This is a genomic window from Nocardia sp. CDC153, from assembly GCF_035818515.1.
Lineage (GTDB): Bacteria > Actinomycetota > Actinomycetes > Mycobacteriales > Mycobacteriaceae > Nocardia.
Genome location: NZ_JAYKYU010000001.1, coordinates 1692097 through 1710115, shown reverse-complemented (window position 1 = coordinate 1710115; position 18019 = coordinate 1692097). Strand labels below are relative to the sequence as shown.

The 18019-nt window shown below is 66.8% G+C and carries 20 protein-coding genes; 12 read left to right on the top strand and 8 right to left on the bottom strand.

Annotated elements, in window-relative coordinates; all coding sequences use genetic code 11:
- Positions 1-60: 60 nt before the first annotated feature.
- Entirely contained in the window at positions 61-855 is a 795-nt protein-coding gene (locus VMT65_RS07890; RefSeq protein ID WP_326307291.1) for an MBL fold metallo-hydrolase, read from the bottom strand.
- 131 nt (positions 856-986) lie between these two features.
- On the opposite strand from VMT65_RS07890, the gene VMT65_RS07885 reads away from it, so the two are divergent.
- The 8 genes from VMT65_RS07885 to VMT65_RS07850 all read left to right on the top strand — a co-directional run bounded on the left by VMT65_RS07885 (position 987) and on the right by VMT65_RS07850 (position 6543).
- Positions 987-1253, top strand: a complete 267-nt coding sequence (locus VMT65_RS07885) for a type II toxin-antitoxin system Phd/YefM family antitoxin (protein WP_326307290.1) — start codon at positions 987-989, stop codon at positions 1251-1253.
- Positions 1250-1504, top strand: coding sequence for a Txe/YoeB family addiction module toxin (locus VMT65_RS07880; RefSeq protein ID WP_326307289.1), 255 nt, complete (start codon positions 1250-1252; stop codon positions 1502-1504). The genes VMT65_RS07885 and VMT65_RS07880 overlap by 4 nt, the downstream gene beginning before the upstream one ends.
- Before the next feature lie 18 nt (positions 1505-1522).
- Positions 1523-1825 (top strand): helix-turn-helix domain-containing protein, encoded by a 303-nt coding sequence (locus VMT65_RS07875; protein ID WP_326307288.1) that lies wholly within the window; start codon positions 1523-1525, stop codon positions 1823-1825.
- A gap of 113 nt (positions 1826-1938) precedes the next feature.
- Entirely contained in the window at positions 1939-2454 is a 516-nt protein-coding gene (locus VMT65_RS07870; protein WP_326307287.1) for a gamma carbonic anhydrase family protein, read from the top strand.
- Positions 2455-2594: 140 nt separating this feature from the next.
- Positions 2595-2768 (top strand): hypothetical protein, encoded by a 174-nt coding sequence (locus VMT65_RS07865; protein WP_326307286.1) that lies wholly within the window; start codon positions 2595-2597, stop codon positions 2766-2768.
- Between the two features lie 230 nt (positions 2769-2998).
- The gene (locus tag VMT65_RS07860) at positions 2999-3625 is read left to right on the top strand and encodes a TetR/AcrR family transcriptional regulator (protein WP_326307285.1); all 627 of its coding nucleotides are present in this window, start codon (positions 2999-3001) and stop codon (positions 3623-3625) included.
- A gap of 496 nt (positions 3626-4121) precedes the next feature.
- The gene (locus tag VMT65_RS07855; RefSeq protein WP_326307284.1) at positions 4122-5768 is read left to right on the top strand and encodes an alpha/beta fold hydrolase; all 1647 of its coding nucleotides are present in this window, start codon (positions 4122-4124) and stop codon (positions 5766-5768) included.
- Positions 5769-5811: 43 nt separating this feature from the next.
- The gene (locus VMT65_RS07850) at positions 5812-6543 is read left to right on the top strand and encodes a DUF7873 family protein (protein ID WP_326307283.1); all 732 of its coding nucleotides are present in this window, start codon (positions 5812-5814) and stop codon (positions 6541-6543) included.
- 474 nt (positions 6544-7017) lie between these two features.
- Here the strand turns inward: VMT65_RS07850 and VMT65_RS07845 are convergent, their stop codons facing one another.
- The 7 genes from VMT65_RS07845 to VMT65_RS07815 form a co-directional block, all read right to left on the bottom strand.
- Positions 7018-7164 (bottom strand): hypothetical protein, encoded by a 147-nt coding sequence (locus VMT65_RS07845; RefSeq protein ID WP_326307282.1) that lies wholly within the window; start codon positions 7162-7164, stop codon positions 7018-7020.
- 96 nt (positions 7165-7260) lie between these two features.
- Positions 7261-8703, bottom strand: coding sequence for an NADP-dependent phosphogluconate dehydrogenase (gndA, locus tag VMT65_RS07840; RefSeq protein ID WP_326307281.1), 1443 nt, complete (start codon positions 8701-8703; stop codon positions 7261-7263).
- Positions 8704-8847: 144 nt separating this feature from the next.
- Positions 8848-10236: a HAMP domain-containing sensor histidine kinase gene (locus VMT65_RS07835; protein WP_326307280.1), complete on the bottom strand. Its 1389-nt coding sequence runs from the start codon at positions 10234-10236 to the stop codon at positions 8848-8850.
- Complete coding sequence (locus tag VMT65_RS07830) at positions 10236-10916, bottom strand: response regulator transcription factor (RefSeq protein ID WP_326307279.1); 681 nt, start codon at positions 10914-10916, stop codon at positions 10236-10238. Before VMT65_RS07830 ends, VMT65_RS07835 begins: the two co-directional genes overlap by 1 nt.
- 46 nt (positions 10917-10962) lie before the next feature.
- On the bottom strand, positions 10963-12438 hold the full coding sequence (locus tag VMT65_RS07825) for an alpha/beta hydrolase (protein WP_326307278.1): 1476 nt from the start codon (positions 12436-12438) through the stop codon (positions 10963-10965).
- Between the two features lie 223 nt (positions 12439-12661).
- The gene (locus VMT65_RS07820; RefSeq protein ID WP_326307277.1) at positions 12662-14266 is read right to left on the bottom strand and encodes an MAC/perforin domain-containing protein; all 1605 of its coding nucleotides are present in this window, start codon (positions 14264-14266) and stop codon (positions 12662-12664) included.
- Between the two features lie 177 nt (positions 14267-14443).
- Positions 14444-15055 carry a TetR/AcrR family transcriptional regulator gene (locus tag VMT65_RS07815; RefSeq protein WP_326307276.1) on the bottom strand — a complete coding sequence of 204 codons (612 nt, stop codon included), beginning with the start codon at positions 15053-15055 and terminating at the stop codon, positions 14444-14446.
- Between the two features lie 106 nt (positions 15056-15161).
- Between VMT65_RS07815 and VMT65_RS07810 the strand changes: the two genes are divergently transcribed.
- The 4 genes from VMT65_RS07810 to VMT65_RS07795 all read left to right on the top strand — a co-directional run bounded on the left by VMT65_RS07810 (position 15162) and on the right by VMT65_RS07795 (position 17989).
- Positions 15162-15662 carry a nitroreductase family deazaflavin-dependent oxidoreductase gene (locus VMT65_RS07810; protein WP_326307275.1) on the top strand — a complete coding sequence of 167 codons (501 nt, stop codon included), beginning with the start codon at positions 15162-15164 and terminating at the stop codon, positions 15660-15662.
- Positions 15663-15867: 205 nt separating this feature from the next.
- On the top strand, positions 15868-16824 hold the full coding sequence (locus tag VMT65_RS07805; protein ID WP_326307274.1) for a cutinase family protein: 957 nt from the start codon (positions 15868-15870) through the stop codon (positions 16822-16824).
- Between the two features lie 164 nt (positions 16825-16988).
- Positions 16989-17225, top strand: a complete 237-nt coding sequence (locus VMT65_RS07800) for a hypothetical protein (RefSeq protein WP_326307273.1) — start codon at positions 16989-16991, stop codon at positions 17223-17225.
- A gap of 104 nt (positions 17226-17329) precedes the next feature.
- Positions 17330-17989, top strand: coding sequence for a hypothetical protein (locus VMT65_RS07795; RefSeq protein ID WP_326307272.1), 660 nt, complete (start codon positions 17330-17332; stop codon positions 17987-17989).
- Positions 17990-18019 lie beyond the last annotated feature (30 nt).

Genomic DNA, 18019 nt, shown 5'->3' with positions numbered 1-18019 from the left:
AGCGCCACGACCCGATTTCGACTCCGGCAATCGGAACGCAAACCAAGTCATGGCGCGCGATCAGCGAGTCCGAACCTCGAGCGCCAGCACCTTCCCCGGGGTCGGGATGCGCAGCAGGTGATCGCGGCCCGAGACGACGAAGCGGTGGTTCAAGTAATCGAGATGCTCGGAGAAATGTGCCCAGCCCTCCGCGTGCACGGGGACGATCAGCGCGTCACCGAGCACCACCGATACCTTGGCCGCGGTCCGGCCATTGAGGGTCAGATCGCTGTCCCCGAATCGATCGGTATTGGCGGCACCGACATTCAGAATCGCGATGTCGATGCGCTCGAACCGTTCGGCAATGCGCTCGACGTACTCGACCGAGGCATTGTCACCGGAGACGTAGACCGTCGGCAGACCGTCCGCCTGCAGCACGAACCCGGTCACCACGCCGGTGAAGGCCTCACACCCTTCCGGCCCGTGCAGGGCGGGCACACCGGTGACGGTCACCGTGCCGATCCGCACCGACTCCCAGTTCGCCAGTCCCCGAACGCCTTCCAGCCGTCGGGCGGCATCCGGCGTCGAGAGCACATGCTCGACGCTCGGCAGGAGCGCCCGCCCGGCGGCGTCCAGATTGTCCGCGTGCTGATCGTGCGAGAGCAGCACGACATCGATCGCGCCGATCTCCCCGACCGGCACCGCGGGACCGCTGAGCTTGTAGAGCGTGACCGGCCCCGGGTAATCGCCCGGCTCGTCGAACGTCGGATCGGTCAGCCAGACCAGCCCGCCGTATTCGAATCGCACGGTGGGCCCGCCGATGTGGAGGACTTCGAGGGTGGATGCGGCGGTCGAGGTGTCGATCGTGTTCGTCATGCCTCGAGTTTTCCGGTTCCGCCGAAGCACCGGTAGTGGCGCAATGGCCGATCAACGACAATATCCGGCCATAGCCAAGTCGTACCACAATCCGGTACCATTAGGAAAACCGCCATGAGAGGACGACCGCCATGACTTCCATGTCCGCGAGCGAAGCCCGCGCCAAGTTGTATCCGCTCATCGAGCAGGTCAATGACGACGCGGTCGCCATCCACATCACGAGCCGCAATGGCAACGCCGTACTCATCTCCGAGGACGAGTACAACTCCCTACGGGAGACCCTGTACCTACTGCGTTCACCCGCCAACGCGGCCCGCCTCGCCGAGGGCATCGCACAGGCCGAAGCCGGTGAGACCGTCGAGGTCGACCTGGATCAGTTGGCGAAAGGACTTGAATGAAAGTCACTTTCGTCAAGGTCGCGTTCGAGGACTTCGAACACTGGGTGAGCACCGACCGCAAGATGGCGCTGCGGATCATTCGCCTCATCGGCGACATCCAACGCGACCCGTTCGACGGCCTCGGCAAGCCCGAGCCCCTGAAGGGCGACAAGTCGGGCTATTGGTCACGGCGGATCAACGACGAGCACCGACTCGTCTACTCGGTCAGCGGCGATACGATCACCATCGTCCAGGCCCGCTACCACTACTGATCACCGATCGAGCACGCTATGGTCTGGGCCCGAACGTATCTCGACGAACCGGTCGATCTCGACGGCCGGGCCCGGACCGTCCGCATGTCGCGCCCGCACCCACCCCGCCGCTTCCGCGACCGCACCGGCACCAGCCCGCAACGGTGGCTGCTGCAGCAGCGCGTCGACCACGCCCGCCTGCTGCTCGAGTCCACCGACGACACCATCGACCGCATAGCCGCAGACTCCGGCCTGGGCACCGCCGTCAACCTCCGCCACCATTTCCACCGCCTCCTGGGCACCACCCCCGCCGCCCATCGCGCCCTCTTCCGCAGCGCCTGACCAAGATCAGGGAGCACTCCGCGCGGTGAATCGGGCGAATTTCCACGGCCACGGCTCCCTGATCTTGGTGCCCTCCCGCGGCGCGCGAGGGCGGGCGCGCTAGGTTCGGGGGCATGAGGATTTCGCTGGGCGAGCACGTGCCGCAGGTCGACGAGGACGCGTGGATCGCGCCGAACGCCACCGTCGTCGGGCGGGTGCGGCTGGAAGCCGAAGTGAGCGTCTGGTATTCGGCGGTGTTGCGCGGGGATATGGACGAGATCACCGTCGGGGCGCGCAGCAATATCCAGGACGGCTGCGTGCTGCACGCCGATCCGGGCTTCCCGTGCACGGTGGGCACGGGAGTCTCGGTGGGCCACAACGCGATTCTGCACGGCTGCACCGTGGGCGACGACGTGCTGATCGGCATGGGCGCGACGGTGTTGAACGGCGCGGTGATCGGCGCGGGCAGTCTGATCGCCGCGAATGCGCTGGTACCCGAGGGCGCGCACATTCCGCCGGGGTCGCTGGTGGCCGGTGTGCCGGGCAAGGTGCGGCGGGAGTTGAGCGAGGCCGAGCGTGATCACATTCGCCTGAATGCCGCTGCGTACCTGCACAACACGTCGCTGCACCGGCAAGGTCAAGAGGCCTGACTGAAAGGGGCTTGTGATAAGCCCCACACTGAACAAGTGACCATAACGGCCACTGCTAGCATCGGGCGAAGCATTCCCGGCGGCCCGGGCTCTGCCGCCGTTTGCCGGGTGCACGCTCGGGGCTAGCAGGAGGTTTTACGGTGTTGTACGAGCACGACAGTCTGCACCGACAGCGCATCAGCGTGGCCGATATCGCCGCACAGCCCGGGGGGATCGAGGCGTTGCAACGCCGGGTCCACGAATTACGTTCCAATGGCCGGGATTTCGCGGCCAATGCCATCGAATGGGAAATGGCCGCGCTGAACGTGCGCTGAACGACCATGGGGGATCCCCTGGGCCGCCCCGGGATCCCTTCGGGCACCGGAGCATTCCATTGGTCGGACACGGCGTGAGCCACTACCATCGCGCGATGCGATAATGCGGCTCGGCCTGTGCGCGCCTCCACAAGTGGCGCGCGCCTTGGCCGTTCACACAGTTGGCCGCCGCGCACCGGCGGCCGTTCGCCGCACTGTCGCGGTCCCCAACCCGATCGACTGGAGACTCGATGCCGTCCGTTCCCACCATTCTGCAACGCATCCTGGAGAAGCCACGGGCCGAGGGCGAACAGCTACTCGAGAGCGCGCTATCGGCCTTCCTGGACTTCGGGATCAAGCGAACCAGCATGGGGGAGATAGCGCGTCGCGCCGGGATCAGTCCGGCCACGCTGTACCGGCGCTTCGAATCCAAGAACGATCTGGTCGCCGCGGTGGGCGTGCGCGAGGCACAGCTGTTCATCGCCGAGATCGACAAGCGGGTGCAGGCGGCCACCAGCAATGGCCACGCGGTCAACGATCAGCTGGTCGAGATCTTCGTCGCGTTCATCACCCAGCTGGCCAACAACAAACTGCTGCAACGACTGTTGCGCACCGAGCCCGACACCATCCTGCCGCGCCTGACCACCCAGGCCGGTCCGGTCCTCGCGGTCGGCCGCGCCTACCTGGCCGAAAAGCTGCGCGCCCTCCAGGCTTCGGCCGACGTGCCCGCCTTCGACGCCGATCTGGTGGCGGAAGTGCTTGCCCGCCTGGGACAGTCGCTCATGTTGACGCCGGAGGGCTTGATCCCGCTCACCGACGAGACGGCGGCGCGCGAGTTCGCCCGCCGCACCATCCTGCCGATGATCGGCGTCCAATAGGAGTGAACCCCCCTGTGCCCGCCCGAGCTCAGGGGGTTCCGGCGGCCGTATCCGGTCGGCCGCCCGCATTCGGCGCCTAGACGTTTCCGGAGCCCATGGCCGCGCTCCCGAGCCCGCCCGCGGCGAGCGCACTACCCGACATGAGACCGACCGCGGCGAGAATCAGAGCCACCATTTCCAAACCTTCCCGACTGAGTTTTCGAACGACTCGAAAACTACTGCCGTCCACCGGCCCGCGACGAGACCCGAGAGCGAACTCTGGGCGACCTGTATGCCGATACCCAGCACTCTCTCAGTTCCCGATTCGACGACCATGTGGTAAGTACCGACAAGTCGTTATCCGAATGCGCAGGTAGACAGGGGAACTCGTGCATTCCGAATTCGACGACGGCGACTCCTCGGCCGTTGTACGATCGAATGCGCAACAGGATCGACAAAAGTGTTCCACCCCTGGTGAATTCGCGAATTCCCTTTACACGCTGAAGGGAATCTGACAATGTCGCACGCTCATTCGAATCAATTGCGCCTCCTGACTCCGGACCAGGAAGCCGACGTTCTCGCGGTCGTGAACGACCTGCTCACCGGCAATGCGGCCGGAGTTCCCGACTATCTCACCGACGATATCGAGGCGGTGCGCGCGCAATGCGGCATCCGCACCGTGAAAATCCCGGTCGCGCAGGATATCGAGCTCGACGCCTGCATTGCCTGGCCGCGCGGGGAAGGTCCGCATCCGCTGGTCGTCCTGCCCGCCGGATTGGATCCGAGCGGCTGGAAGATGTACGGCGGCGCGATCATTCGACTACTCATGCGGGGATATGCCGTGGTCGCCTACACCGAGCGCGGTCTGCCCGAATCCGACGGTGAGCTGACCGTCGCCGGTCCCGAGGATGTGGCCGACGGGCGTGCCGTCATCGATTGGGCATTGGCGCACGAAGAAATCAACGCCGACCGCGAGCAGGTCGGCATGGTGGGCATCTCCTACGGCTCCGGCATCAGCCAGCTGGTCGCCAATGAGCATCCGGCGGTCAAGGCCGTGGTGGCCCTGAGCACCTGGGCCGACCTGGGCCAGGCCCTCTACGACAATGGCACCCGTCACCTCGCGGCCGCCCGAGCCCTGGCCTCCATCAGCGATCGCCCCAGCGCCGAGCTGTCGAAGGTGCTCGAATCATTCGAAGCGAACACCGATATCGACGAGGTGGTGCTCGCCTACGCGCGCCCACGCTCCCCCGCACTGCTGGACGATGCGCAAAGACGGCCCGTGCCAACCTTTTTCACCACGTATTGGCACGAGACCATCTTCCCGCAGAATCAACTGCTCGAATACTTCGATCGCTACCCCGGCCCGAAACGCCTGGACATCGCGGTCGGCGACCACAGTGCGCTGGAGGTCGCGGGCCTGATGCTGGGGGTGTACACGCGCACCACCGAGGCGGCCTACGACTGGCTCGACCGCCATGTCCGCGAGATCGAGAACGGCATCGACCGCGACGGCGTCGTCCACACCGAATCCATGCACGACTTCACCACGGCGACCGCGCCGGACCTGAAATCGTGGTCGAATCCGGTGCGCCGCTACTACTTCCGCTCCCCCGCCACCGGGTCCGCCGATGGCACCCTGACCTTGGATCCGCCCGAGCAGCTGCGGCAGAGCTTCCAGGCCGGTGCCGGGCAGGTGCAGGCCGCGCGCACGCTCGTCTTCGACGGCATTCTCGAACGCCTGCTCATGCCGAACCGCCAGCGGCTCGAGGACGTCGACCGGTCCTGGGCCGCGGTCTGGCGCATCCCGCGCGTGTTCCTCAAGGCCCAGCGCATCGCGGGCATACCGCGAGTGGAACTGACCGTCACCGCCTCCGGCCGCGCCGCCACCCTGATCACCTACCTGTTCGATCACAACCCCTTCACCGGAGCCATGCGCATCATCACCCACGCCGCCGCCACGCTCGACGGGGAACCCGGCGAACCCACGACGCTGCGGGTTCCGCTGCAGGCCACCGACTATCACATTCCGGTCGGCCACCGGCTCATCGCGATCATCGGCACCGTCGATCACCTCTACGGCGCGGCCAGCGACCGCAGCGGTGCCATCATCACCCTGTCCGACGAGCACGGCCCCGCGTATCTGGATCTCCCGATCGCCCCCTGAAAACCGTTGGTACGGCGGCGCCGAGCACCGCTACAGTGCCGCCATGACACGTTTGAATCAGATTGTCGCCGTCGAGAAAGGGATCAAGTCCCGCACGTTCTCCGAACTCACCGAGGCCCATCACAAGCTGGCGAAAAACCCACTGCTGAGCGGCATTTCGCGCACCTACCGCCCCAAGGACGAGGAGGGTGAGCAGCTGCCGCCCGAGTCGACGCGGGTGCAGGTGCGTTCGGAGGAGGTGCTCGCGACCACGGCGGACATCCTGACCAAACTGTTCGACGTGGTGGCCACCAAGGATTGGGCCAATACGACGGCCACCGCCGACGTGGTGGTCGACGGGCGCACCCTGGTGAAGGACGCGCCCGTCACCTACCTGCTGTTCCTCGAGAAGCAGCTGGTGGACCTGCACACTTTCGTGCGCAAGCTGCCGGTGTTGGACGCCTCGGAGACCTGGGAGTACGACGCCTCCGCCGACTGCTACGCCACCGAGCCCGTGCAGACGGTGCGTACCAAGAAGATTCCCCGCAACCATGTCAAGGCCGAGGCCACCGACAAGCACCCCGCGCAGGTCGAGGTGTACCACGAGGATGTGGTGGTCGGGTACTGGCGCACCATCAAGTTCTCCGGCGCGCTGCCCGCCAAGCGCGTCAACGAGCTCACCGAGCGCGTCGAAAAGCTGCAGCAGGCCGTGAAATTCGCGCGCGAGGAGGCCAACAATACCGAGGTGACCCAGCGCAAGCTGGGCGGTGAGATCTTCGGATACCTGTTCGGCTGAGGATATTTGGTTGGCAGCGGCCATGGCCGCGGCTACTGTCGGTAGCGCGCCAGGAGCGCAAGCTGAAACTGAACCTGAATGTGACGGGCTCAGCGGCCCAGTGGAGGTTCGAATCCTCCTCCCGCCACACGCGGCGGGATAGCCCAACGGTAGAGGCACCGCCAGGCCCACTGACGCTCACATTTTCGCTCCAGCTTCAGCATTCGCCGCCGAACGCCGAATCGAGAGAACGGATTGTCAACGTGGAGGTTGTGGGTTCAACTCCCACCGGCTCAGCCACCCATTGGGCCGTAGCTCAAACGTAGAGCGCCACGTCAACTTCACACTAACTCCGTCCTTAAACGTGTCGGCGTGCCGCAATTGGGCGGCCCCCGAGGCCCCGGGGCAGGCTACGCCCCGGGGCTTCCTCGCCCCACCCCCTCGAGGCCGGTCGGATTCTTGGCGGAATGACGAGGAGCACCGTCGACCAGGCCTTCAGTTCTGGGCTGGAGCCGGGACGTGCAGCAGCAATTCGAAAACGAGCCAGCCGATGGCACAGAGGATTACGACGGTGAGGACGGCGGTGACGAGGGCCACCACTACCGATTGGATGCCTCGGCGGGGTGACTTCGGGCGATTCATGGCGGGGTGACCCCGATTCTTGCGCCGACGGGCGGGGTGGGTGCCGGTTGGCAGCCGCCCCGCCCGTCGCGGTGAGACTTGTTGTGCTGGAGAGGATTACGCGGGGACTTCGCTGCGGTCGCCGCTCCACAGGGTGTGGTACTTGCCCTCGGCGTCGATGCGCTCGTAGGTGTGCGCGCCGAAGAAGTCGCGCTGGCCCTGGGTCAACGCGGCCGGGAGGCGCTCGGCGCGCAGGCCGTCGTAGTAGGACAGCGAGGAGGCGAAGGCCGGGACCGGGATGCCGAGCTGGGTGGCCACCACGACCACGCGACGCCAGCTGTCGATGGCGTTCTCGATGGCCTCGCGGAAGTACGGGGCGAGAATCAGCGACGGCAGGTTCGGGTCGGCTTCGTAGGCTTCCTTGATGCGGTTGAGGAAGCGGGCGCGGATGATGCAGCCGCCGCGCCAGATGGTGGCCAGGTCGCCGGGGTGCAGGTTCCAGTTGTATTCGGCGGAACCGGCGGCGATCTGGTCGAAGCCCTGGGCGTAGGCGACGATCTTGGAGGCGTAGAGCGCCTGGCGGATGGCCTCGGTGAATTCCGCGACGTCCGTGGGCTTTTCGCCGAGCACACCCGAGGCCAGCCCCTTGGCGGCGGCACGCTGGGTGCGCGAGCCGGACAGCGCGCGGGCGAACACGGCCTCGGCGATACCGGTCACGGGGATGCCCAGATCCAGCGCGGACTTGACGGTCCAGCGGCCGGTGCCCTTCTGCTCGGCGGCGTCCACGATCACGTCGACCAGCGGCTTGCCGGTCTTGGCGTCGACCTGGTTCAAAACCTCGGCGGTGATCTCCACCAGGTAGCTCTCCAGCTCACCGGAGTTCCACTGGGTGAACACGTCGGCGATCTGCTTGGCGTCGAAGCCCAGCGCGTCGCGGAACAGGTTGTAGGCCTCGCCGATGAGCTGCATGTCGGCGTACTCGATGCCGTTGTGCACCATCTTCACGAAGTGGCCGGAGCCGTCCGGGCCGATGTGGGTGCAGCAGGGGGTGCCGTCGACCTGTGCCGCAATGGATTCCAGCATGGGACCCAGCGACTCGTAGGACTCCTTCGGCCCGCCCGGCATGATGGCCGGACCGTTGAGCGCGCCCTCCTCGCCACCGGAGATGCCCGCGCCCACGAAGTTCAGTCCGCGCGCGGCCATGGCGGCCTCGCGGCGAATGGTGTCGGTGTAGAGGGCGTTGCCGCCGTCGATGATGATGTCGCCGGGCTCCATGGCGTCGGCGAGCTCCTCGATCACCGCGTCGGTGGCGTCACCGGCCTTGACCATGATGAGCACGCGGCGCGGCTTCTCCAGCGCGGCCACGAACTCCTCGATGGTCTCGGTGCGCACGAAATCACCCTCGCCGCCGTGCGCCTCGAGCAGCGCGTCGGTCTTGCCGATGCTGCGGTTGTGCAGGGCGACGGTGTAGCCGTGCCGTGCAAAGTTGCGGGCGATATTGCTACCCATGACCGCCAGGCCGGTCACGCCGATCTGGGCGCGCGCTTCCGAGGTCGCCATGAAACAGCCTCTCTCCGTTCGACAGGTATGAATCCGCACGAAGTCTCCTCGGCGGCGGCATCCCGGAACGCGTCCACGACGCCATACCTTTTCTACCCGGTCGCTCCCCCGCCGCGCCCACGGACCCCGGACACCCGCCCCGACTCAGCTCGCCCGCGGGCCGGTTCCGGGCAGGCGGAAGCCGACCTCGGCCCCACCGCCGGGGCGGTCGGCCGCGAAGACGGTCCCCGCGTGGGCGGTGATGATGTCGTGGACGATGGCCAGGCCGAGGCCGGAGCCGGGGGTGGAGCGGGTGCGGTCGGCGCGATAGAAGCGGTCGAAGACCGCGCGCTGGTCGGCGGCGTCGATGCCGGGACCGCGGTCCAGGACCGCCAGCTCAGTGCCGCACACGCGGACTTCGACCTCGGTGTCGGGCGCGCTGAACTTGATGGCGTTGTCCAGCAGGTTGTCCACGCAACGGGCCAAGGCGCGAGGTCGAGCGGTGAGGGCGACCTCGGTCGATGCGACCGTAGCCGTATCACCCTCGCGCACGGGGGTATCCGTGATGCGAAGGCTGATGACGCGGCCGGTACGGCGGCGGAAGCGTTGTGCGCATGCCTCGGCGAGATCGGGCAGCGCCACGGGCACGGGTGACTCGTCGGTGTATTGGTCGGTCGCCAATTCGACTAGTTCGCCGATCAGCGCGTCGAGCGCCTTGGCCTCCTGTACCAGGGTCGTGAGAACCTGCGCCTCATCGGCCGGTTCGAGGCGGCCCCGGGCGCGTTGCAGCAGTTCGGCGCTGCCGCGCACCGAGGTGAGGGGTGTCCGCAGCTCGTGCCCGGCGTCCTGGACGAGGCGATGCTGTTGCGCCCGGGACAATCTCAGGGCCGCGAGCATGGCATTGAAGTCGCGGGTCAGATCGCCGACCTCGTCTCGGCCCGCGTCGGGGAGGACCGTGGAGAGGTCCCGGGTGGTCGTGATCCGTTGTGTCGCTTGGGCGAGCCGTCGCATGGGGCGCAGGATGCGGCCGATAGCGAGCCAGCCGACCACGGCCACGAGCAGCACCGCGACGGCGGTGATCGAGGCTGTGCGCCAGAGGAATTCGCGGTCCACGCGCTCGACCTCGGCGTAGTTCTGACCGACCATGATCGCGCCACCGCCGGGGCGCGCGGTGGTCAGCACACCGTAGGAGACACCGCCGACGGTGATATCGGTCTCGGCGCTACCCGTTCCCGCACGGGCGATGTCACGGTCGGATTCACTGACCGGCAAGGGATCTCGCCCCGGCGTCAGCGCGAGCACGGTGCCGTCGGGGAGCAGTAGCTGCTCGATCATGTCCGTCCGCACCGGCAGCTTCGATGCCACCGATGCCGAACCGCCCGGCGAGGTTTCCGCGGCCCCGAGTATCGCGGCCACCGTCTCGGCCCGATCCGTCAGGCTGCGGTCGACCTGGTCCGCGACCAGCGGCGACACACTCCGATACGCCGTCACCAGCGCGACCACGATCGCCACGACCGTCGCGGTGAACACCACCAGCGTGAGCCGCGCCCGCATCACACCGCCTTCACGGTGTAGCCGACATTGCGCACGGTTTGGATCAGGCGAGGCGCGCCGCCCTCCTCGGTCTTGCGGCGCAGGTAACCAATGTACACGTCCAGGGAACGGGATTCGGTGTCGAAGTCGAAACCCCAGATGTGTTCGTAGATCTGGCCTTTGGTGAGCACCACGGGCGCGTTGCGCAACAGCAGTTCGAGCACGTCGAATTCGGTGCGCGTGAGTTCCAGCGCCCGGTCGCCGCGCCACACCTCGCGGGTGGCCGGGTTCAGGCTCAGGTCGGCGATGCTCAGCACCGTGGGCTCGTCGGGCGCGCTGCGCCGCAGCAGGGCGCGCAGGCGGGCCAGCAGCTCCTCGGTGTCGAAGGGTTTGGCGAGGTAGTCGTCGGCCCCGGCGTCCAAGCCGGCGACCCGATCGCCGACCTGGCCGCGCGCGGTGAGCACCAGGATCGGCAGCCGGTCCCCGCGCCGCCGCAGGGTGCGGCACAGTGAGAGCCCGTCCAGGCGGGGCATGACCACGTCCACCACCGCCAGATCCGGGCGGTCGGTCTCGAGCAGGTCGAGCGCCTCCCGCCCGTCCCCGGCCAGGCTGACCCGGTACCCCTCGAATCGCAGCAGCTGTTCGAGGGTGCTGCGCACATTCGGATCGTCCTCGACCACGAGCACTTTCGCTGATGTCACCGGCTCAGTCTGGTCGGTGGCGGGCACGGTCACGGCGGGCCACCCGTCAGTTCGTGACCGGTGCCACGACGATCGGCGGAATGGACGCCGCACACTCCGTATCCGACACCGTGCCGGTGCGCACGAAGCGGGCCACGATGCCGGTCACGCAACCGGTCGGCTCGAGATCCGGCACGTGCCCGGTATTGGGCACCGAGAGGAAGGTGGAGTGCGCGAACTTCGCGGCCAACTGCTTGCCATTGGCGTCGGGGGTGACGGCATCCAGATCTCCCGACAGCACCAGCACCGGGACATCCGGCATGGGCGTGGTCACCTGATCGGGCCGCTGGTGGCCCGGGATGCCCGGCCAGCGCAGGCACACGTCACCGCCGTCGCGCTGGCCCGCGGCGAAGCCCTCGGCGCTGAACGCCCCGAACTCGCCCGCGGCCGCGGCCAGTCGCTGCCGGTACTGCGCTTCCCGCTCCGCCGGCGTCGCCCCGGGCGACCACAGCGGCTGATAGTCGTTGCAGGTCACCGTCATATAGATGCCGATGTTCTCGTAGGCGGGCTCTTCGGTGGTGAGCCGGACGAATTCGCTCAAGCCCGCGTCGTCACCGCGCACCGCCGCGTGCAGAGCGGCGGGCAGCATGCCCAGCGGTGTCATGGTCTGCGGGGCGGCACCGACATTGCTGGTCGCCGTTTCGAAGACCAGGGTCGCCAGCTTCGCCTCGTCCAGCACCAGCGGCCGTTTCGCCTGGACCGTCAGCGGCCGCTCCCGCAGCCGAGCCGCGACCGTGCGCAGATCGTCGACGGCCGTCGCCCCGTCGCAAAGCCGGCTGCGCTCGCAGATCCGTTGCAGCGCAAGCGATACCGCCGCCGCATTGGGACGCTGCAAGGGATCGTGGTCATGGGAGTACGCACCCGTCAACACCATCGCGGCGACGTGCTCCGGATGGCGCTGTGCGTACACCGGCATCAGATAGGTCCCATAGGAGATGCCATATGGAATGATCTTGTCGATCCCGAGTTCGGCTCGTACCGCGTCGAAGTCGTCGGCGGTGGCCGCCGTGGTGTATCCGGATATCCTGTCCCCCAGGCGATCCGCGCAGCGTCCGACGGCCTCGCGCTGCAATTCGCGAGTGCCCATCTGGAATTCGTCCGCTCCCACACCGCAATCCAGCGCGCCCGACACCCCCGTGCCCCGGGGATCGATGAGCAACACGTCGTGATCGTCGAGCAGTCCGGCGGTTACCTGGGCCGCCTCGGCGGCATGCGAGATGAGCGGCACTCCCGGCCCGCCCGGGTTCGGCACGATCGTCCCCGCCGCGGGCTGCCCGCCCGAATGCCGAATCCGCGCGTACCCCACCTCGACGGTCCCGAGGTCGGCGCGCCCGGCCACCAGCGGGCGCGAGACGGTGCCGCAGTCCACCGCATGCCCTTCCACCGTCGGACACCACGGGGTTGCCGGGGCCGAATTCCGCACTCCCGCATCGCATCCCGTGACCAGCCCGGCCGCGATGGCCGCCACCGCGACAACACTCATCCCTGATCGTATTCCGGCGCGCATCCCGCTCCCTCACCCGTGCCCGCCCGGCGTTTCCGGGCGGCTCACAGGCATCCTGCGCACCGGAATTCAAACCGTATGCAAGCGAATGACAAAAGCGTGTAAGAATCCGCGTCCACACGAATCCGCAAAAGGCGCGCGAACGCACCGGTCGCCGCGAAAACGACCGGTGCGTTCGTGTCGAACTACCGCACGAGTGACGCTACGCGCGCGGCCTGTGGTCGTTCTCCTCCTTTTCCGGCGGCAACAGCGAGCCGTACCCATGAGTCCCGGCCCGCTTCTGCGCGGTGCGGCCGTAGGTCAGACCGAGCGCGGTGGGGTTCATATTGAACAGATACGGTTCCCGCATCCAGTCGCTGGGCGAGTAGACCGCCTGCAGCATTTCGATGGCGTGCCCCGGTGCCATCCCCTGCTTGCCGACCACCACGTAGCAGGCCGACCCCGCCTGCTGGGTATAGCCGCGGAACTTCTTCCACTGCTCCATGTTCCCGCCGATGCTCAACAGCCAGCGCTGGAATTCCGGTGACGGATAGTTCTGTAGATCGATCGCGAAACCGCTGAGCGCCGCGATGTATCCGCGCTGCTGCACCTTGTCGATATCGGCCATCATGGCCTTGTAGATGTCGGGATTCGGCTTGAGCGTCTTCCCCTCATAGGTCTGGTAGTACGTGTGCACCATGAACGGCGCGTAGCTGTCCGAGTCGTAGAGCGCCAACTGGTATCCACCCACCGGCGCGGCCACGCCCGGCTTGACCACGTGCGGCGGTGGCGGTTCCACCGCCGGATTCGAGATCGCCACATTGCCATTGGCGATGATGCCGAAATTGGTGGACACGTTCCCGGGCCCGGGCGCGGTGCCGGGTGTGTAGGCGGTGTCGGCCATGACCAGGATCGCGCCATTGACATAGGCCTCCAGCGCATTCGACACCGCCTTGGCCTGGTTGCCCGAGAACACCACGCTCAGCGGCCGCAGGATGAACCGCATGACGCCCGGGTACGACATGATCGAATCGCACCACTGGTTGAACATCACGCTGTGGTTGTCGCCGTAGGACGGATTCAGGTGATCCATCGCGAATTTCGGATCGCCGCCCGCGGTGACCACCCGCACGACACGGCTGTTGGACCAGTTCTTGCCGAGTGTCTCCCACTGGGTGTGGGATTCGGCCTTGGTCGAGGTGAACACGGCCTTGTACTCGAGCTCGATGTTGGCGCTGATCTGCGACTGGTTCATCGAGTAGCTGGTCTGCACCGCCTCGTAGTAGTCCAGGCTGCCGCCCACCACGACATGGGTGACCAGATGCGTTCCCCACTTGCGGAACACCGCGAAGAATTGTTCTTGATTCTCCGGCGTAAACGTCGATGGCAGATTCTTCACATCCGGATCGTCGGCGAACTCGGGCGTCAGCCAGGACTGCGACGCATTTTCCACAGCGAGTTCCCAGGCGGTGTACTCGGCCTCGAAACCGCCGTAATAGTATGACTGGTCGGTATTTACGGTCTTGTTGTACGCCAGATCGAACTGACCGCTGAACCCGCCGTAAGACGCCTTGACTCCCGCTTTTTGCGAGAAATGCGATTGGAACTGCTCGACCGTGTTGTATACGTAGGACGTTCCCGTGGTGTGGGTCCACTCGATCGGCCGGGCATTGACCGGTACCTCATAGGTGATCCCGGTGGGCTTGAATTCCCAGGTCTTGCTAGTCGGACCAAGATTGACTATCTGCCACGTGAGCGACTTCGCGTCATAGGTTCCCAGAATATTGAATCCGCGCCCAATGGCCGAGGCGCCGGGTATCAACGACATGGTGTGTTCCTTCCGTTGTCGTCCCCCCGGCAATGGTAGGGTTTACGCGGTCGAAACACGGTGAACTCCAAAGGAATTAAAAAACATACCATTGGTCGTACAATTCCATCCGCACGTACGCCGAAAAAGGCGCGCGGGGCTTCAGCATGTAATTCGCGGAGATTCGGCGTGCGAGGTTCAGAATGAACCCAGCGCGGGCGCGACCCATCTCGAGAGATAGCTGCGAATCTCCTTGCCGCGCCGCGGCGGTCGGCCCGGATCGATGACGAACGATTGCACTATTCGCAACATGTGTTCCACGAGTTCATCCAGATCCGCCCCGGAGATTCCGGCCGCGTCCCAGTCCACGGCGAGCCGCTCCAGCAGCGACCGGCCGAAAGCCAATGCGGTATCGGAGGTTACGCCCGCCGAGAGGGCACTCGCGCGCCCCGGCCGCAGCAGCAGTCCGAGATACTTCTCCTCGGGCAGGCGTTCGAGGGTGTAGGCGAGGCCCTCCACCACCGCGGTCGCGGGATCGTGAATGCCGCTCAGCGCCGCGGCCATCGCATCCAGGTAATGCTCCGTCTGCGCGATGGCCGTCGCCGTCAAAAGCGCTTCCGCACTCGGGAAATAGCGATACACCGTCTGTCGCGTGACCCCGAGGTCGCGGGCCACCTCCGCGATGCTGAACTCCGCGATGCTGAACTCGTCGCCGGAACGGTCGATGGCTCGCCGCGCCGCGGCCACGATGCGGTCGACGGCCTCCGCGTCGTCCGCGGGTGCCGCCCCGGACCATCCATGCGTGCGCACCGGATCGCCATCCCTTCGCTCGCGATCAGTCGTGCCGAGGCTACCGTCCGGTCTTGACCATACACATGTCAGTGACTGTATGGTCGTGGTGCGCGAAAGGAAGCCCATGACCACGATCCCGCCTCGCCCCGCACAGCTCGACTCACCGCTGCTGCCCAAGATCTTCAAATACGTTGGCAGAGCGCAGGTCTGGCTCTACCGCCGCACCGGCGGCCGGATCGGCGGGAAGTGGCGCATCGGGGCCGGCTTCCGCAAACCGGTGCCGACATTGCTGCTCGAACACCGCGGCCGCAAGACCGCGACGGTCTACACGGTTCCGCTGCTCTACATCGAAGACGGTTCGGACATCGTCGTGGTGGCCTCGCAGGGCGGGCTGCCCAAGCACCCGCAGTGGTATCGAAACCTGGTCGCCCATCCGGACACCCACATTCAGATCGGCCCGCGGCGCTTCGCCGTGCACGCCGTCACCGCCGATGCCGAACAGCGTGCCCGGCTGTGGCCCCGACTCGTCGAGGCCTACGCCGACTTCGACACCTATCAGGCGTGGGCCGGACGGGAGATCCCGGTCGTGGTCCTGACACCCCGAAGCCCTTCGCACAGTTCATAAATCCCGTTTGTCCGACTCTCGGCGTTTCTCCAGCAACCACCACCGGACCGATCAGTTCCTTTGGTATGTTCGCCTCGACGTGCCACCCCCGCATCGGGCAAACGCATCGTTATCGCCCAAATGCCCCGGCGTGGGGGACGCGCACGGGCACGAACCCTGCAGTGTGGAGAAGTCGACCGAACGATCCGAACAAGGGGTGTGGGCCTTGTCCTTTCGAACAGTGCGATCCTGCAAGCTGGCGGGCGGCGCGTTCGCCGCGACCCTGGCCACCGCGGCCGGAATCCTGACGGCCACCGGAATCCTCACGGCCACGGGGGCACCCGACGCCGCGGCCGCGCCCGCCGACTGCCCCGGCCTCAATGTGATCGCCGTGCCGGGCACCTGGGAGACCTCCAAGGACGACCCGCACCAGGGCATGCTCGCCCAGGTCACCCGCGGCCTGCCGGGCTCGGTCCGCACCGACTACGTCAGCTACCCGGCCTCGGCCTTCCCGTGGGACGGCGAGATCTACGGCCGCTCCAAGCACGCCGCCGTGGATGCCGCGCGTGGCATGCTCTCGGCCATGGCATCGCGTTGTGCCGCAACGCGTTTCGCCCTCATCGGCTACAGCCAGGGCGCGGACGCGGCGGGTGATCTGGCCGCCGAGATCGGCACCGGCCTCGGTGTGGTCAAGCCCGAGCGGGTGGCCGCGGTCGGCCTGGTCTCCGATCCGCGTCGCTCCCCCACCGACGCGATCGTCGGCCCGCGCGTCGCCGGTACCGGTGCGGGCGGCGCTCGCGCGGGCGGCTTCGGCTGGCTCAGCCCCAAGGTCCGTACCTTCTGCGCCGCGGGCGATCTCTACTGCGCGCTGCCGACCGACGATCTGGCCGGCCGCTCCGCGGGCCTGCTCACCCAGCTCACCGCCCAGGACCCGCTCCAGATCCCCAGCTACCTGCTGACCTTCCAATCCATCCTCGGCGAGGCCCTCATGCCCGGCTGGTCCGCCATCATGTCGGCCCCCGCCGACGACCCGGCCGGGGAACAGTGGCTGCGCCAGGTCCAGCAATTCCTCGCTTCCGGCGTCCACCAGTCCTATCCCCGCTACGTCGTCGACGCCAACGGCACGACGGCCACCGCCTGGCTGCGCAACTGGCTCTCCGACACCGCCAACGAAACCCCCTGAAACCCACTGCGACGGTGGCGGCCCTCACGCACGGCTGCCACCGCCGACCGCTTCGGTACGCGGCCGCGCTTCGAGGGCGTTTGTCCCTTAGCGCGGCCGTTTCGCGTTGTTAGCGTCGGATCGGTCAGCTTTTCATGGCGCAGAACGTGATCCGAGGAGTCGCAATGTCCGCGAAGACCCTGAGCCCGAATCAGCAGGTGGGGTTCGCGATGGTCAATATCATCACCTTCCTGGCCGGCCTGGGCATCCTGGCCGTTCTCGATCCGCGCGACCAGCGTTTTCTGTTCACCGCGCTGGCCGTCGCGATGATCCTGACGGTCGTGAACCTCATGAAGTGGCGGGCCAGGACCACCGCCACCGACCATCTGCGGTACCCGGCGGGCAAGCTCGCCGACCAGTAGCCCGAAAAAACTGGAACGAGTTCATTTAAAACTGCCCGATCGGCATCCCTCACGAGGTAGTTTCCTGCCCAGTCCGTCAGCGGACCGGAAGGAATTGGAAGACAGTGAGCATTGGGCAAATCGTGATTCCGGCGGTGGGAGCGGTCCTGCTGGTCGCGGGACTCGTCCTGCGAACCCGGTCGAAGACACCGACACCGGCCGAGGGCGCACCCGCGGGGGCGACCCGGCTGCCCAAGAACAGCGGCACCTTCGTGGCCGTGGCCGGTGTGCTGATCCTGGCGCTCGGACTGCTCGCCAGCGTGACGAAGTCCAACACCGCCCCGGCCGCCCACGAGCCGGAGTTGGCCGTCGGCAACTGTGTGACCTCCAAGGATTACCGCGCCGCCCAGATCGGCAAGATCCATCCGACCTCCTGCGAGGATCACGCCGCGGTCTACGAGCTGGCCGCCTCGGTCACCAATGGCGCCACCTGTCCGGACGGAAAGCTCAGGGACGCGGGCTATTTCGTGCTGACCGAGGGCAACCACTCGCTGTGCTTCGCCCCCAATGTGCGCGTCGGCGACTGCTATTCCATGCAGGCCGACGTCAACCAGATCACCCCCATCGACTGCGCGGCCAAGGGCGGACCGGGCATTACCGTGCAGATCGGCGGGCGCTTCGACGGTAGCACCGACGCCAACCAGTGCCCGATCCCGGCGGGGGCGACGGTCACCCCGCAACCGGCGCGCGTGGTGTGCTGGCAGCCGGTCGCCACGCCGAGTTAGCCTCGGCCACACCACAATCGGCCGAATCAT

Excerpts from the sequence above, each read along its gene's own strand:
- VMT65_RS07885 (WP_326307290.1), top strand. The coding sequence starts at position 987 with ATGACTTCCATGTCCGCGAGCGAAGCCCGCGCCAAGTTGTATCCGCTC.
- VMT65_RS07825 (WP_326307278.1), bottom strand. The coding sequence starts at position 12,438 with ATGAGTGTTGTCGCGGTGGCGGCCATCGCGGCCGGGCTGGTCACGGGA.
- VMT65_RS07850 (WP_326307283.1), top strand. The coding sequence starts at position 5,812 with ATGACACGTTTGAATCAGATTGTCGCCGTCGAGAAAGGGATCAAGTCC.
- VMT65_RS07890 (WP_326307291.1), bottom strand. The coding sequence starts at position 855 with ATGACGAACACGATCGACACCTCGACCGCCGCATCCACCCTCGAAGTC.
- VMT65_RS07860 (WP_326307285.1), top strand. The coding sequence starts at position 2,999 with ATGCCGTCCGTTCCCACCATTCTGCAACGCATCCTGGAGAAGCCACGG.
- VMT65_RS07845 (WP_326307282.1), bottom strand. The coding sequence starts at position 7,164 with ATGAATCGCCCGAAGTCACCCCGCCGAGGCATCCAATCGGTAGTGGTG.
- gndA (WP_326307281.1), bottom strand. The coding sequence starts at position 8,703 with ATGGCGACCTCGGAAGCGCGCGCCCAGATCGGCGTGACCGGCCTGGCG.
- VMT65_RS07820 (WP_326307277.1), bottom strand. The coding sequence starts at position 14,266 with ATGTCGTTGATACCCGGCGCCTCGGCCATTGGGCGCGGATTCAATATT.
- VMT65_RS07875 (WP_326307288.1), top strand. The coding sequence starts at position 1,523 with ATGGTCTGGGCCCGAACGTATCTCGACGAACCGGTCGATCTCGACGGC.
- VMT65_RS07810 (WP_326307275.1), top strand. The coding sequence starts at position 15,162 with ATGACCACGATCCCGCCTCGCCCCGCACAGCTCGACTCACCGCTGCTG.
- VMT65_RS07880 (WP_326307289.1), top strand. The coding sequence starts at position 1,250 with ATGAAAGTCACTTTCGTCAAGGTCGCGTTCGAGGACTTCGAACACTGG.
- VMT65_RS07870 (WP_326307287.1), top strand. The coding sequence starts at position 1,939 with ATGAGGATTTCGCTGGGCGAGCACGTGCCGCAGGTCGACGAGGACGCG.
- VMT65_RS07835 (WP_326307280.1), bottom strand. The coding sequence starts at position 10,236 with ATGCGGGCGCGGCTCACGCTGGTGGTGTTCACCGCGACGGTCGTGGCG.
- VMT65_RS07800 (WP_326307273.1), top strand. The coding sequence starts at position 16,989 with ATGTCCGCGAAGACCCTGAGCCCGAATCAGCAGGTGGGGTTCGCGATG.
- VMT65_RS07855 (WP_326307284.1), top strand. The coding sequence starts at position 4,122 with ATGTCGCACGCTCATTCGAATCAATTGCGCCTCCTGACTCCGGACCAG.